16 protein-coding genes, 1 pseudogene and 2 other annotated features (1 of these 19 running past the window's edge) are annotated in these 14,067 nt (G+C 52.0%); of the genes and pseudogenes, 14 read left to right on the forward strand and 3 right to left on the reverse strand.

Annotated features, from left to right (window positions below):
* Positions 1-119 precede the first annotated feature (119 nt).
* The 12 genes from IC803_RS03240 to IC803_RS03295 all read left to right on the forward strand — a co-directional run bounded on the left by IC803_RS03240 (position 120) and on the right by IC803_RS03295 (position 10,656).
* The gene (locus IC803_RS03240; RefSeq protein ID WP_081208273.1) at positions 120-518 is read left to right on the forward strand and encodes a cytosolic protein; all 399 of its coding nucleotides are present in this window, start codon (positions 120-122) and stop codon (positions 516-518) included.
* A gap of 67 nt (positions 519-585) precedes the next feature.
* Positions 586-1,047, forward strand: a complete 462-nt coding sequence (gene nrdR / locus IC803_RS03245; RefSeq protein WP_063165048.1) for a transcriptional regulator NrdR — start codon at positions 586-588, stop codon at positions 1,045-1,047.
* Positions 1,048-1,152: 105 nt separating this feature from the next.
* On the forward strand, positions 1,153-2,541 hold the full coding sequence (locus tag IC803_RS03250) for a replication initiation and membrane attachment family protein (protein ID WP_081208278.1): 1,389 nt from the start codon (positions 1,153-1,155) through the stop codon (positions 2,539-2,541).
* A gap of 11 nt (positions 2,542-2,552) precedes the next feature.
* Complete coding sequence (gene dnaI / locus IC803_RS03255) at positions 2,553-3,494, forward strand: primosomal protein DnaI (protein ID WP_081208282.1); 942 nt, start codon at positions 2,553-2,555, stop codon at positions 3,492-3,494.
* Positions 3,495-3,952: 458 nt separating this feature from the next.
* Positions 3,953-4,828, forward strand: a complete 876-nt coding sequence (gene ytxC, locus IC803_RS03260) for a putative sporulation protein YtxC (RefSeq protein WP_081208285.1) — start codon at positions 3,953-3,955, stop codon at positions 4,826-4,828.
* Positions 4,829-5,148: 320 nt separating this feature from the next.
* Positions 5,149-7,098: a threonine--tRNA ligase gene (thrS, locus tag IC803_RS03265; protein WP_081208287.1), complete on the forward strand. Its 1,950-nt coding sequence runs from the start codon at positions 5,149-5,151 to the stop codon at positions 7,096-7,098.
* Between the two features lie 249 nt (positions 7,099-7,347).
* Positions 7,348-7,479 (forward strand) — a sequence feature (ribosomal protein L20 leader region).
* Between the two features lie 53 nt (positions 7,480-7,532).
* Positions 7,533-8,054, forward strand: a complete 522-nt coding sequence (gene infC / locus IC803_RS03270; protein ID WP_081208289.1) for a translation initiation factor IF-3 — start codon at positions 7,533-7,535, stop codon at positions 8,052-8,054.
* 12 nt (positions 8,055-8,066) lie between these two features.
* Positions 8,067-8,267 (forward strand): 50S ribosomal protein L35, encoded by a 201-nt coding sequence (gene rpmI / locus IC803_RS03275; protein ID WP_011232191.1) that lies wholly within the window; start codon positions 8,067-8,069, stop codon positions 8,265-8,267.
* A gap of 25 nt (positions 8,268-8,292) precedes the next feature.
* Entirely contained in the window at positions 8,293-8,652 is a 360-nt protein-coding gene (gene rplT, locus IC803_RS03280; protein ID WP_011887944.1) for a 50S ribosomal protein L20, read from the forward strand.
* Between the two features lie 67 nt (positions 8,653-8,719).
* The gene (locus tag IC803_RS03285) at positions 8,720-8,971 is read left to right on the forward strand and encodes a DUF1294 domain-containing protein (protein WP_081208291.1); all 252 of its coding nucleotides are present in this window, start codon (positions 8,720-8,722) and stop codon (positions 8,969-8,971) included.
* A gap of 15 nt (positions 8,972-8,986) precedes the next feature.
* Positions 8,987-9,472: a dUTP diphosphatase gene (locus IC803_RS03290; RefSeq protein WP_081208293.1), complete on the forward strand. Its 486-nt coding sequence runs from the start codon at positions 8,987-8,989 to the stop codon at positions 9,470-9,472.
* Positions 9,473-9,570: 98 nt separating this feature from the next.
* Complete coding sequence (locus IC803_RS03295) at positions 9,571-10,656, forward strand: M42 family metallopeptidase (protein ID WP_081208295.1); 1,086 nt, start codon at positions 9,571-9,573, stop codon at positions 10,654-10,656.
* A gap of 337 nt (positions 10,657-10,993) precedes the next feature.
* Here the strand turns inward: IC803_RS03295 and IC803_RS03300 are convergent, their stop codons facing one another.
* The 3 genes and pseudogenes from IC803_RS03300 to sspI all read right to left on the reverse strand — a co-directional run bounded on the left by IC803_RS03300 (position 10,994) and on the right by sspI (position 12,503).
* Positions 10,994-11,356 carry a Phenylacetic acid catabolic protein gene (locus IC803_RS03300; protein ID WP_081208299.1) on the reverse strand — a complete coding sequence of 121 codons (363 nt, stop codon included), beginning with the start codon at positions 11,354-11,356 and terminating at the stop codon, positions 10,994-10,996.
* A 151-nt stretch (positions 11,357-11,507) separates the two neighbouring features.
* Positions 11,508-11,678 (reverse strand): annotated as a pseudogene (locus tag IC803_RS18075) (phenylacetate-CoA oxygenase subunit PaaI); the annotation flags it as partial.
* 615 nt (positions 11,679-12,293) lie between these two features.
* Positions 12,294-12,503 (reverse strand): small acid-soluble spore protein SspI, encoded by a 210-nt coding sequence (gene sspI / locus IC803_RS03310; protein WP_081208303.1) that lies wholly within the window; start codon positions 12,501-12,503, stop codon positions 12,294-12,296.
* A 122-nt stretch (positions 12,504-12,625) separates the two neighbouring features.
* On the opposite strand from sspI, the gene msrA reads away from it, so the two are divergent.
* Together msrA and IC803_RS03320 are read left to right on the forward strand one after the other, a co-directional pair.
* Positions 12,626-13,150 (forward strand): peptide-methionine (S)-S-oxide reductase MsrA, encoded by a 525-nt coding sequence (msrA, locus tag IC803_RS03315; protein ID WP_081208305.1) that lies wholly within the window; start codon positions 12,626-12,628, stop codon positions 13,148-13,150.
* Positions 13,147-13,902: a TrmH family RNA methyltransferase gene (locus tag IC803_RS03320; RefSeq protein ID WP_081208307.1), complete on the forward strand. Its 756-nt coding sequence runs from the start codon at positions 13,147-13,149 to the stop codon at positions 13,900-13,902. The genes msrA and IC803_RS03320 overlap by 4 nt, the downstream gene beginning before the upstream one ends.
* A gap of 69 nt (positions 13,903-13,971) precedes the next feature.
* Positions 13,972-14,067: a binding site (T-box leader), on the forward strand (it continues 149 nt past the right edge of the window).

The raw sequence follows: 14,067 nt of genomic DNA on the forward strand, positions 1-14,067 counted from the left end.
AGAATGAAAAGGAGCGTAAGCGGAACGCTCCTTTTTTTATTCTTCCGGCTTTCGGCGGTACAACGGCGGTGAAAATCATGGTATGATGGAAGAAAAAGAACGACTAGGGAGACGTGGCTATGAGCGTGTGGAAAAAGTTGAAGTATGCGTTGACAAACCATTGCGAAACGCGGGAAACCCATGAAGACCCCGAGCTGCGAAGCCATTATTATAAGGCGACGAACCGCGCTGTCATCGATGCGGTCAAAGAGCTGCTCTCGTCGTTGCCGAACGCTGAGCTGCTTTCCGTTTCCGAGGAGCGCGGTGAGCTTTGCGTTCAGACGCGGCGGGGCAAACAGTTGTTTATCGTCGCTACCGTCGTCTCGGTCCGCCCGTTTGAAACGGCGGTCGATTTTTCCGTGACGACGGAGACGAAGCTGTTGCCGTTTGATTTCGGCCGCAGCCGGGCGGTGATCCTTGAGCTGTACCGGAAGCTTGATGCTCGCCTGCCATATATCGGCTCCGGGTTAAACAGCTAAGTATGGCTTGTCTGCTTCCCGCCATTCCGGTATGATAGAAAATAAGAAGACAAACGGAGTGAATGTTATGCGATGTCCGTCATGCCATCATCAAGGCACGCGCGTGCTTGATTCGCGTCCGGCCGAGGAAGGCCGTTCGATCCGCCGCCGGCGGGAGTGTGAACAATGCCATTACCGGTTTACGACGTTTGAGCGGATCGAGGAGCCGCCGCTCATTGTCGTGAAAAAAGAAGGAACGCGTGAGGAATTCAGCCGGGAAAAAATTTTGCGCGGCTTGATTAAAGCGTGCGAAAAACGGCCGGTGGCGCTCGAGGAACTGGAAAAAGTGACGCAAGAAATCGAGCGTGAGCTGCGCAACCAAGGCGTATCGGAAGTGAAAAGCGAAACGATCGGCGAAATGGTCATGGAGCGGCTGTCGCGCATCGATGAAGTGGCCTATGTGCGCTTCGCTTCCGTCTATCGGCAGTTTAAAGACATTAATGTGTTTATTGAAGAACTAAAAGAGCTGATTAAAAAAGGACAGCGGTAAAAGGGCTTTGGGCGTTAGGCGGCAAGCCCTTTTTTCAACGGTTTTTCGGGCAGGAAAGGAGAGAGGCGGGTTGAAACAAATACGGCGGAATGGAAGGTCGGGACGATGGAACACCATTGGAAAGAACTGATTGCCGTCGACCGGTACACGGTGCAAAGCCGCGGAATATTGCATGATGTGGATCGAAAAGTGTTGACGATGCTCTATCAGCCGCTCATTGGCTATCGCGCGCTCGCGCTTTATATGACGCTTTGGGGGGAACTTGAGCTGCTCGGCGGACGGGAAGCGACCCATCACCGGCTGATGGCGCTGATGCAATGCGGGCTGCCGGACATTTACAGCGAACGGCTAAAGCTTGAAGGAATCGGACTGTTGAATACATATGTCCGCGCTTTGGAAACGGAAGAGACGAAACAGTTTCTTTACGAGCTGCGTCCGCCGTTGGCGCCTGATCAGTTTTTCCGCGACGAAATGCTCAGTGTCTTTTTGTATCGGCAAGTCGGCCGCCATTTGTTTGCCCAACTGAACGAGTTTTTTGCCCGCCCCTCGATCGACGAGACGAAGTTTACCCGAGTGACGCGCTCGTTTTCCGATGTCTTTTCATCCGTCCAAGCGGAGCAAATCGTCGCCGGTTTCGGCGAAGAAGCTAGACATGAACTCGAGCCGCCGGGCGGGAAGGTGCACATCGGACGGGATGAGGCAGCGTATGCGCTCGATGACGGCGTGTTTGATTTTGACCTGTTTTTTGCCGGGTTATCGAAACAGATGGTGCCGCGCCGGGCGGTGACGGCGAAAGTGAGAGAGGCGATCAAAAAGCTGGCCTTTTTATACGGCATTCCACCGCTTGAAATGCAAAAAATCGTCCTTGGCGTCATCGATCCGGCGTACCATATCGATATTGATGAGCTGCGCCAGGCGGCGCGCGAATGGTATGAGCTTGAGCATGGAGGCGCCGCGCCGCGGCTTGTCGAACGGGTGCAGCCGCTCGCCCACCGGACGATGGAGAGCGTCGAACCGCGCACGAAGGAAGAGCAGTTAATGAAGCAGCTCGAAACGATTTCCCCGCGCCAGCTGCTGAAAGAAATTGCCGGCGGTGCGGAACCGTCGCTGGGCGATTTGCAGCTGATTGAAGACATTATGTTTCAGCAGCAGCTCCTCCCCGGTGTCGTCAACGTATTGATTTATTACGTGATGCTGCGGACGAATATGAAACTATCAAAAAAATATGTCGAAAAAATTGCCAGCCATTGGGCGCGCAAAAAAGTGCGAACGGTCAAAGAAGCAATGGAGCTGGCCAAAGAGGAAGCAAAGACATACCAAAATTGGGCGAATGAGAAGGAAAAAGGAGCACGGACCGTGCGCAAGGTTGTGCGCACAGAAATCGTTCCCGATTGGCTGAAGATGGACTACAGCCAACCGGACGACGACTTTGATGTGGAACAGGCGCGCAAAGAGCTTGAAGAACGGCTGAAAAAATATCGTGATGGATCGTAGGTGTAAAAGCGATGGAACGAGTAAACCACTTGTTGCAGCGGCTGCTTGGCAACCAAGGGTTTAAGCAGCGCTATGAACAAATGAGGCGCTATATTTTGACACATCCGGACGTGCAGCCGTTTTTGCGGGCGCACGAGCAGCGGCTGTCAAACGATATGGTTGACCGCAGTTTGATGAAGCTGTATGAATTTATCGAGCAAAGCCGGCACTGCCGCCAATGCCCGGGGCTTGAGCAATGCCCGAACATGCTGCCGGGGTACCGCCCGAACTTGGTGATCGTCGGCGGGCGGATTGACACCGAGTATGACCGCTGTCCAAAAAAAGTGCAGGATGACGAGCGGAGGCAGCAGGAATCGCTGATTCAAAGCATGTTCGTCCCGCGGGAAATTTTAAACGCCTCATTGTCTGACCTTGACCTTAGCGATGACGGGCGGATTAAAGCGATCAAGTTCGCCGAGAAGTTTGTGACAGAATACAAGCCGGGAAAAAAAATGAAAGGGTTATATTTGCACGGATCGTTTGGCGTCGGCAAAACGTATTTGCTTGGAGCGATCGCCAATGAGCTCGCCAAGCGAAACATTCCGTCGCTCATTGTCTATGTGCCGGAGCTGTTTCGTGAGCTGAAACATTCGCTCCAAGATCAGACGATGAACGAAAAGCTCGATTACGTGAAAAAAGTGCCTATTTTGATGCTCGATGATCTCGGCGCTGAGGCGATGTCAAGCTGGGTGCGCGACGATGTGCTCGGCCCGATTTTGCAATACCGGATGTTTGAAAACTTGCCGACCTTTTTTACGTCCAACTTTGATATGCAGCAGCTTGCCCACCATTTAACGTATTCGCAGCGCGGCGAGGAGGAGAAAGTGAAGGCGGCGCGCATCATGGAACGGATTCGTTATTTGGCGTACCCGATTGAACTGACCGGGCCAAACCGCCGCGAGCAAAACGGCTAATCGACGCGCCGATTTCTCGCGGCGCTGGCCCGCTTCTTTCCATCGGCACCTGAAAACAGGGCGCCGATTTTTTGTTGTGCCGCTCCTAGAAGGCCGATGATTTAAGGAGGGAGGCTGCTCGCAAGCTACATTTTTTAAATTGAAACATCTTGCAGCACTATAGCTTTATTCCTTTCCGTTTCTTATCGATCAAGCGAATCTGTTGTTTTCATCAGCCCTCTAGGAGGCTGGTGATTTCGTACAAAATACTGCTAGTTCCAGCTGTTTCTTAATTAGAACAACCTTGCGAAATCAACCTTCTTTTTCAGCGAAATGCTGCTGATTTGCTCGTGACAGCCGTTTTTCACCGTCCTTCTAGGCGAAACGCCGCTAAGCTTTGCGCTTTTTTTAGTCTAAATGACCGGTTGTCCCCATATATATAAACCAAGCATTGATCTCGGACGAAGGGGGGACAGCGGGTGATCGAAATCCATTTTGACGAGGCAAGCGAGGCGGAGAAACTGTTTTGGCTGCTGAACGAACGGAAACGGGATGCGTGTCCGCTGTTTCACGCCGCCTATGACGGAAACAAAACCGTGGCGGTTTACATACATGGTGAGGAGAAGCACGTGCTTGAGATGCATATCATACCGGCCATGACGGCGTTTGTGCAGGAAATGGTGGAAGATCGGTTGCTTTTATCGATCATCTCCGACGTCTTTTATTTCCGCGATGTGGAAGAACAGCAGCAAATTTTAGCGCTCGCCCATTCGTTTTTGGACGGCGAGCGGCGCGACTACCGGAAAGGGGCGGCGTTTGCCGCTTCGCGCGCGGCTCTTGTGCGCGGCGCGCTCGCTTCCTTTTTGCGCGATGGGCTGTCGTTTTCGTTTTCTTCCTTTGTCACGTTTCGGTTAAAGCCGTATATGGAGCGCCTCCAACATTACGTCGAGCTGGCGATTGACGAATACAAACTGGAACAGGAATACCAAAACTTTGTGCAAATGCTGCGCGACTGTCTTGCCTCCCGGACGCCGCAATGGACGCGCCTCTATTTAGTGCACGATCCGCCGCGCTTTTTGTTTTATGACAGCGACCGAAGGGAATTGTCAACGGCTGAAGTGAAGCAAATGATTGACCGCCACCTTGTCTTCAGCCAGCCGATGTACATCGATTCTTCCGTGCTGGCGCCGCTTGTTTCGCTTGCCCCGGTTGAAATCGAGCTGTACACGGATCACCCGGATGACGGCATGGTGCAGACGATGCAAAACGTGTTCCAAGAGCGGCTTCGCCTCCGGCGGCGCGCCGATTTTTTCCGCCCGTTTCCCGCCGGCGCCGGAAAGCGGGAAGAATCTTGATTTTTCCTGTTGTTTTCGCTATAATGACGTCATGAAAATGAATGAAAACAAGCGATGATGAGGACATGGGCGCATTTTTACGGTTTCCAGAGAGGGAAGGCAGCGGCTGGAACCTTCCTAACACGAAAAATGTGCTTACCCCCTCAGAGCTGCGGCAGCGAACGGAACGCCCAGTAGTTGCCGCCGGTCGACGGCCGTTATCGGTGTTGAGCCATGGCGTTGCTTCGCCATGGGAAGAAGGGTGGAACCACGACGAAAACTCGTCCCTTTTTGAGGGAGGAGTTTTTTTATTTTGACATCAATGCAAAGGAGTGAACTTCATGCCAGACGTCATTCGCATTACGTTCCCAGACGGAGCGCAAAAGGAGTTTCCAAGCGGAACGTCAACCGAAGACATCGCCGCCTCGATCAGCCCGGGGCTGAAGAAAAAAGCGATCGCCGGAAAATGGAACGGCCGGTTCGTCGATTTGCGCACGCCGCTTCACGAAGACGGCGAGCTCGTGATTATTACCCAAGACATGCCTGAGGCGCTTGACATTTTGCGTCATAGCACCGCCCATTTAATGGCGCAGGCGGTCAAGCGGCTGTATGACAACGTTAAGCTTGGCGTCGGCCCGGTCATTGAGAACGGCTTCTACTATGATATTGATATGGAGCATAAGCTGACGCCGGATGATTTGCCGAAAATTGAGGCGGAAATGCGCAAAATTGTCAAAGAAAATCTCGACATCGTTCGCAAGGAAGTGAGCCGCGATGAGGCGATTCGCCTGTATGGGGAAATCGGCGACGACTTGAAACTTGAGCTCATCAACGACATTCCGGAGGGCGAGACGATTTCCATTTACGAGCAAGGCGAGTTTTTCGATCTTTGCCGCGGCGTGCATGTGCCGTCGACCGGGAAAATCAAAGAGTTTAAGCTGCTCAGCATCTCAGGCGCCTATTGGCGCGGCGACAGCAACAACAAAATGCTGCAGCGCATTTACGGCACGGCGTTTTTCAAAAAAGAAGATTTGGATCATTATTTGCACTTGCTTGAAGAAGCGAAAGAGCGCGACCATCGCAAGCTTGGCAAAGAGCTTGAGCTGTTTACGACATCGCAAAAAGTCGGACAAGGGCTGCCGCTTTGGCTGCCGAAAGGGGCGACGATCCGCCGCCTGATCGAACGGTACATCGTCGATAAAGAAATCGCCCTTGGCTACGACCATGTATATACGCCGGTGCTCGGCAGCGTAGAGCTGTATAAGACGTCAGGCCACTGGGACCATTATAAAGAAAACATGTTTCCGCCGATGGAAATGGATAACGAACAGCTCGTGCTGCGGCCGATGAACTGTCCGCACCATATGATGATTTATAAAAGCAAGCTTCATAGTTACCGCGAGCTGCCGATCCGCATCGCCGAGCTCGGTACGATGCATCGCTACGAAATGTCCGGGGCGCTGACCGGGCTGCAGCGCGTCCGCGGCATGACGCTCAATGACGCCCATATTTTCGTGCGTCCGGACCAAATTAAAGACGAGTTTAAGCGTGTCGTCAATTTGATTTTGGAAGTATACAAAGACTTTGGGCTCGACGAATATTCGTTCCGCCTGTCGTATCGCGACCCGCACGATAAAGAAAAATATTACGATGACGATGAGATGTGGGAAAAGGCGCAACGCATGTTGCGCGAAGCGATGGACGAGCTTGGCCTCGACTACTACGAGGCCGAAGGAGAAGCGGCGTTTTACGGGCCGAAGCTCGATGTGCAAGTGCGCACGGCGCTCGGCAAAGATGAAACGCTCTCGACCGTGCAGCTTGATTTCCTCTTGCCGGAGCGGTTTGACTTAACATACATCGGCGAAGACGGAAAGCCGCACCGTCCGGTCGTCATCCACCGCGGCGTCGTTTCCACGATGGAACGGTTTGTCGCCTTCTTGATCGAAGAGTACAAAGGTGCGTTTCCAACGTGGCTCGCTCCAGTGCAGGTGGAAGTCATCCCGGTATCGCCGGAAGCCCATCTCGATTATGCGTATGAAGTAAAACAAGCGCTGCAGGCGAACGGCTTCCGTGTTGAAGTCGACGAACGTGATGAAAAAATCGGTTATAAAATCCGCGAAGCACAAATGCAAAAAATTCCGTACATGCTCGTTGTCGGCGACAAAGAAGCAGCCGAGCGGGCGGTCAACGTCCGCCGCTACGGCGAAAAAGACAGTCGGACGGTCGCGCTTGATGAATTTATCGCTATACTGGAAGAAGATGTGCGGCAAAAACAGGCGAAAGAACGATGAACCAACAGCGGCCCGCAGGCGGCATGCCCGCTTGCCGGGCCGCGTTTGTTTCAAGGCGGACGGCGGCGCTGTACTGGAAACGCGGGGAGAGAAGGACGGCAAAACTTTTTTGTAAAAAATCATAAGTTTTCTCTTGTCAACGAAATGATGTTTCGCTATAATAAGGGACGTTGTGTTTATCAAGAGTGGCTCCTTGACACGCCATCGCCAAGGTGGTATAGTGTATAAAGTGGAATGATTGCTTGTTTGTAACGAAAGCAGAAGCACCCGCTTCTCACCTGACCGGCGCCTGGGCGGCTGTTGGCAGGTTGTTACGGTTCGCAAATGGTTTGTTCGAACGTCGTGCGCGGGTGCTTTGTGCATCCGCGCTTTTTCGTTAGGAGCGGGGTTCTGCCGGCAAACAAGCCAGTCGGAAAAAACCTTGGAGGTGGCTCATTATTAGCAAAGATTTTATTATCAACGAACAAATTCGTGCCCGGGAAGTGCGCTTAATCGATCAAAACGGCGATCAGCTCGGCATTAAGTCGAAGCAGGAAGCGCTCGAGATCGCGGCAAGACGCAACTTGGACCTTGTCCTTGTCGCCCCGAACGCCAAACCGCCCGTTTGCCGCATTATGGATTACGGCAAATTCCGTTTTGAACAGCAAAAGAAAGAAAAAGAAGCGCGCAAAAAACAAAAGGTGATCAACATTAAAGAGGTGCGCCTCAGCCCGACGATCGAGGAGCATGACTTCAACACGAAACTGCGCAACGCGCGCAAGTTTTTGGAAAAAGGCGATAAAGTGAAGGCGACGATCCGGTTTAAAGGGCGGGCGATCACCCATAAAGAAATCGGACAGCGCGTCCTTGACCGCTTCTCGGAAGCGTGCGCCGACATTGCGGTCGTTGAAACGGCACCGAAAATGGACGGGCGCAACATGTTTTTAGTGCTGGCACCGAAAAACGACAACAAGTAAGGAGGAACTACGATGCCAAAAATGAAAACTCACCGCGGCTCAGCCAAACGGTTCAAAAAAACGGCGAGCGGCAAATTAAAACGCGGCCATGCGTATACGAGCCACTTGTTTGCGAATAAAACGAAAAAACAAAAACGTCATCTTCGCAAAGCGACGCTCGTCTCGCCTGGCGATTTCAAACGCATCCGTCAAATGCTTGACAACTTGAAATAATGACCGATCATAGGAGGGAACGATTATGCCACGCGTAAAAGGTGGACCAGTGACGCGCAGACGTCGCAAAAAAGTATTAAAGCTTGCAAAAGGGTATTTCGGCGCGAAACACGCGTTATATAGAGTTGCGAACCAGCAAGTGATGAAATCGCTCATGTATGCGTACCGTGACCGCCGTCAACGGAAGCGCGATTTCCGCAAATTGTGGATCGCCCGCATCAACGCGGCGGCCCGCCAAAACGGCTTGTCTTACAGCCGCCTCATGCACGGCTTGAAACTGGCTGGCGTCGAAGTAAACCGGAAAATGCTCGCTGACTTGGCGGTCAATGACCAAGCGGCATTTGCCCAACTCGCTGATTTGGCAAAAGCGAACTTGAATAAGTAATTACGATGGCCATCCTGAACGGGGATGGCCATTTTTATTATAGGAAATGGAGTGGGGGAGGGGCCATATGATACAATATGCCATAGCCGTCAATCTTTTCGCTTTTTTTGCTATGGGGCTTGATAAATATAAGGCGAGACGCCAACGTTTCCGCATCGCTGAGCGGACGCTTTGGCTTTTGGCGTTATTCGGCGGTGCAGCCGGCGCGGCGGCAGGGATGTATACGTTTCGTCATAAAACGCGCCATCGTGCGTTCCGGTACGGCTTGCCGCTGTTGGCGGCGGCGGAATTCATTGTGTATTGGCAGTGGATAGAGTAGAAAGGGGAGGAGAGTATGAACTGGCCTTTGCTTTACGACATGCAGCGGACGTTGGATGAGCGGATTGAAGCGGAGCACGGTCTCGTGCAGGAAGACTTGTTCAGTCGAAAGATGCTCGCCTTTCTCGTCGAACTCGGCGAGCTGGCAAATGAAACGCGCTGTTTTAAGTTTTGGAGCGTGAAGCCGTCTTCGCCGGCAGAGCGCATTCTTGAAGAATATGTCGATGGCTTGCACTTTTTGCTTTCGCTCGGGCTTGAGTGCGGCTTGTTTTATCAAGAAAATGAAGCTCCGTTAGCGGAGCGGTCGCTAGTCGAGCAGTTTCTCGCCGTGTTTCATGCCGCTGACCGGTTTGGGATGACGAAAGGGCGCGCAGACTATGACGAGTTGTTTACAGAATATTTGCGGCTCGGCGCGGCGCTCGGTTTTTCGGCAGATGTGATCACCATCGCGTACCGGCGGAAAAATGAAGTGAACCATCAGCGGCAAAATGAACGGTATTAAGTTCTTTTTCTTTCGGATGACAAATGATTGAATTTTGCCAACCGCCAGCTTTTTCAAGTATAATAAAAAAGTGGACAAAAACGGAAAGGGGTGCCAAGATGGCGAAGTTAGACGAAACGTTGACAATGCTGAAAGCGTTGACCGATGCAAAAGGCGTCCCGGGCAATGAACGGGAAGCGCGCGACGTGATGAAAACATACATAGCTCCCTATGCGGATGAAGTGACGACCGATGGGCTTGGCAGCTTGATCGCCAAAAAAGAAGGGAAATCCGGCGGGCCGAAAGTCATGATTGCCGGCCATTTGGATGAAGTCGGTTTCATGGTGACGCAAATCGATGACAAAGGGTTCATCCGCTTTCAGACGCTCGGCGGCTGGTGGAGCCAAGTGATGCTCGCCCAACGCGTGACGATCGTCACAAAAAAGGGCGATATCACCGGTGTCATCGGTTCGAAGCCGCCGCACATTTTGCCGCCGGAGGCGCGCAAAAAACCGGTCGACATTAAAGATATGTTCATTGACATCGGGGCGACGAGCCGCGACGAAGCGATGGAATGGGGCGTCCGTCCAGGCGATATGATTGTGCCGTATTTTGAGTTTACTGTGTTGAACAATGAAAAAATGCTGCTTGCCAAAGCGTGGGACAACCGAATCGGCTGTGCGATCGCCATTGAGGTGCTCAAGCAGCTGAAAGGCGTTGACCACCCGAACACGGTGTATGGCGTCGGCACGGTGCAGGAAGAAGTCGGCTTGCGCGGGGCGCGCACGGCTGCCCAATTCATTCAGCCGGACATCGCCTTTGCTGTTGACGTCGGCATTGCCGGCGATACGCCGGGCGTGTCGGAAAAAGAGGCGATGGGCAAACTCGGCGCCGGCCCGCACATCGTGTTGTACGATGCGACGATGGTGTCGCATCGCGGCTTGCGTGAATTTGTCATCGAGGTGGCGGAAGAGCTGAACATTCCGTACCATTTTGACGCCATGCCTGGCGGCGGCACGGATGCGGGGGCGATCCATTTGACGGCGAGCGGCGTCCCGTCGCTGACGATCGCCATCCCGACGCGCTATATCCATTCGCATGCCGCCATTTTGCATCGAGACGATTATGAAAACACGGTTAAGCTGTTAGTCGAAGTGATCAAACGGCTTGATGCGGAGAAAGTGAACGAAATTACGTTTGAATAAAGAGTGTGAGAGGCTGCCTGAAAAGGCCGCCTCTTTTGGCGAAAAGGATCTCCGTATATACAGAACGGGAAACAGGTGTCCCCAATCGTTTTGGGGACACGTGTTGATTGGCGGCCACAGCGCCGTTTATGGCGTCGATCTGTAGGCGGCGCCTGTTATGAATTTCCTCGATTGGTTCACATGTTCTGACCGTTCTTCGCTTTGCCAGCGGATATATTCAAACACGCTTTTGCATTGATGGCAATAAAACTGTCTAACTAGTTGTGCCGTGCCAAACGGCGCGATCAACTGCACATTGGTGGAATGACAAAAGGAGCAGTGCGGCTTTTCATAATGGTTATTTTGCATCGGTCACCGCCTCTTTCCGCCAAACGCGATCAAGGCTGTGTTGGAATCTGGTGAGCAAATCCTGGTAAAAATTGGAGATTGACTGAATCCAGCCGTTCGTATCTCTGACCGCTTTGAACGATTTCCCCGTTTCGTTTTTAATATCCGGTTTTTTGCCGACATGTCCGTTCAAGTCAAACGTCCACCAATATAACAGCCGCGCATGCCCTAGTTCCCCTTGGGCCATCGCGATGGAAGCAAGCATCGATTCCACATCTGGAGCGCTGAATCCCACTTTCGCCAAACGATCGCCTAACACAAATTTATTATCGGCAATTCCTTCGGTTAACGTAATTAACGCATGTTTGCTCATATCGCTTCAGCTCCTTTAATCCGGGATTCATAATTCATTACACCGTCGGAAAGGGAAACGCGCAAAAAGTTCTCTTTTTTGACGACAAACATATCAAACCAGTCTTCCTCATCGTAGATGAAATTCGCATAAATTTTTGCCAGGCTGTCCGAGTCGGAATCTCATCGTACACGGTCAACAACGGCGGAACGCTTAACAGCTCGGTATCCGCGACGATCTTGAGCGTCTGTTTCAGCGCTTCGCAATCCTCGTCGTTCATATCCTCTTGATTTTCCAAAATAAATCCATTCTTGATTTTTTGAATTAACTCTTCTTTTGTCATATATCCCCTCACCTTTTTGTTACGTTTTTAAAATATAGTTACTAAAACACAATACAAAACAATTCAAAAATTCCGTCAATAATGTTTTTATATTTTTTTTGCGACACCCATTGTTCTGACGCTTGATTTGGCTGTTCATAAGTGATTGATTTTCTATATTTAGATAGTGAAAATAGTAAAAAGTAATATGTTTTTCATTCTGTGTTTTTTAAAACATAATAATGGATATGAAGTGTCAAGTAAGGGGATCGTTCTTTCTGCTTCGCTGATCATACATTGGACGGCAAGGGAAGCGAGCATGGACAAAGAGGAACAGCTACGTGGCGGCACCGTAGTAAGCGGGTAGGCTCGATTATGATTGGCGGAAAGGGGAAGATGGATGTGGATGAAAATGGAAAAGCCGCCCCAGTCGGGCGGGCTTTTTTCGCTGATGCGAGATGCTATGGTTTAGCACTGCCTAGAAGGCAGGGGGGATAGAACGAGCAGCCTTACCGCAGCGTTTCTTGAATGGAAAGGCTTTGCCGCCACCGTTTCCCATGGTCAACATGTGCGCATAGGAAACCGTGATGTTTCAGCATCCTTCTAGGGAAAGGCGCCCACAACGCCAAAGGATGCCTACTGTTTTACTGCTTGCTCAAGCGTGGTGAGCATCATGTCTTTTTGCTGCTCATTGGCGTGCGTCCAAATGGCTTCAAACAGGACGCCAAGGCCGGGCAAATACTTTTCTTCACCGCGTTGAATCGCGTCTTCAATCGTATGTTCGAGCTGGTCTTTCGAATTGTTGGCGACGTTGTGCATAATCGCATGGCGAAGGTTTAAATCCATTGTCATCACCTCATTTGCCGTTGTTGTACAACGTTATCGTTTGCCAATGGCGATGGATTTATACATTGGCTTCGATTTTGCTATAATCAAGTGAGAAACTTGATGTGTGAGGTGACGGAACAATGGAAAAAGCGACATTCGCCGGCGGCTGCTTTTGGTGCATGGTGACGCCGTTTGAGGAACTCGACGGCATTTACGGCATCGTCTCCGGCTATACGGGCGGGCATGTCGAGAATCCGACGTATGAGCAGGTGAAAACGGGGACGACGGGCCATTACGAGGCGGTGCAAATCACGTTTGACCCGGACGTATTCCCATATGAGCGGCTTTTGGAACTGTATTGGTGTCAAATTGATCCGACCGATGACGGCGGCCAGTTTCATGACCGCGGGCCGCAATATCGGACGGCGATTTTTTACCATAACGAAAGACAGCGCCAGCTCGCCGAGCAGTCCAAGCGGGCGTTGGAAGAAAGCGGGCGCTTCTCGAAGCCGATTGTGACGAACATTTTGCCGGCCACAACGTTTTATCCGGCGGAAGAGTATCATCAAAACTACCATAAGAAAAACCCGAAGCATTACAAGCAAGACCGCGCCGCCTCCGGGCGCGATGAGTTTATCGCCAAACATTGGGGGGCGAAGCGGTGAAGCGAATTGAATCGCCAAAAAACGCGCGCGTGAAGCAATGGAAAAAGTTGCTGACGAAAAAAGGGCGCGAAGAAACCGGGTGGTTTTTGCTCGAAGGATTCCATCTCGTCGAAGAGGCAGTGAAAAGCCGAGCGCCGCTTGTCGAGCTGATTGTGGACGAGCGGGCCGCGATTCCGCCCGGCTGGGACGTCAGCGATGTTCCGGTAGTGATCGTAACAGAAGCGGTGATGAAGGCGATCAGCAGCACGGAAACACCGCAAGGGATCGCCGCTGTCTGCCGGCAGCGGCCGCATGAGCTCACAGGTGTGAAAACGGCGTTGCTCATTGATGCCGTGCAAGACCCGGGCAATCTCGGCACGCTGATCCGCACCGCCGACGCGGCCGGCATCGATGCCGTCATTTTAGGGGAAGGATGCGCCGATTTGTACAATCCGAAAGTGATCCGCGCAACCCAAGGGTCGCTGTTTCATCTTCCGGTTATCAAAGGCGATGTGGCGGAATGGATCACGCGTTTGAAAGAGCAAGGCATTCCGGTGTACGGCACCGCCTTGGAAAACGCGGTCGATTACCACACCATCCCACGGTCATCCTCATTCGCGCTTGTCGTCGGCAATGAAGGAAGCGGCGTCCGGCGCGAGCTGCTCGAGCTGACGACAGAAAACGTCTACATCCCGATTTATGGCCAGGCGGAGTCGCTTAACGTTGCCGTCGCAACGGGAATTTTGCTTTATTCCTTACAGGCGGTGCGGTAAAAAATTTGCCCCTCACCTTGCCTTTGCCCGCGCATTTGCGTATAATGAATAGCGACATTTCCCATACGGACAACAACGATGACGGAGAAAAGTAGCTTGCCGCTCGCCATCCAGGGAGAAAACGCCATAGACTGGGAGCGTTTTTATGGCCGACGCAAGCGAAGT

Source organism: Geobacillus sp. 46C-IIa, assembly GCF_014679505.1.
Classification (GTDB): Bacteria; Bacillota; Bacilli; order Bacillales; family Anoxybacillaceae; genus Geobacillus.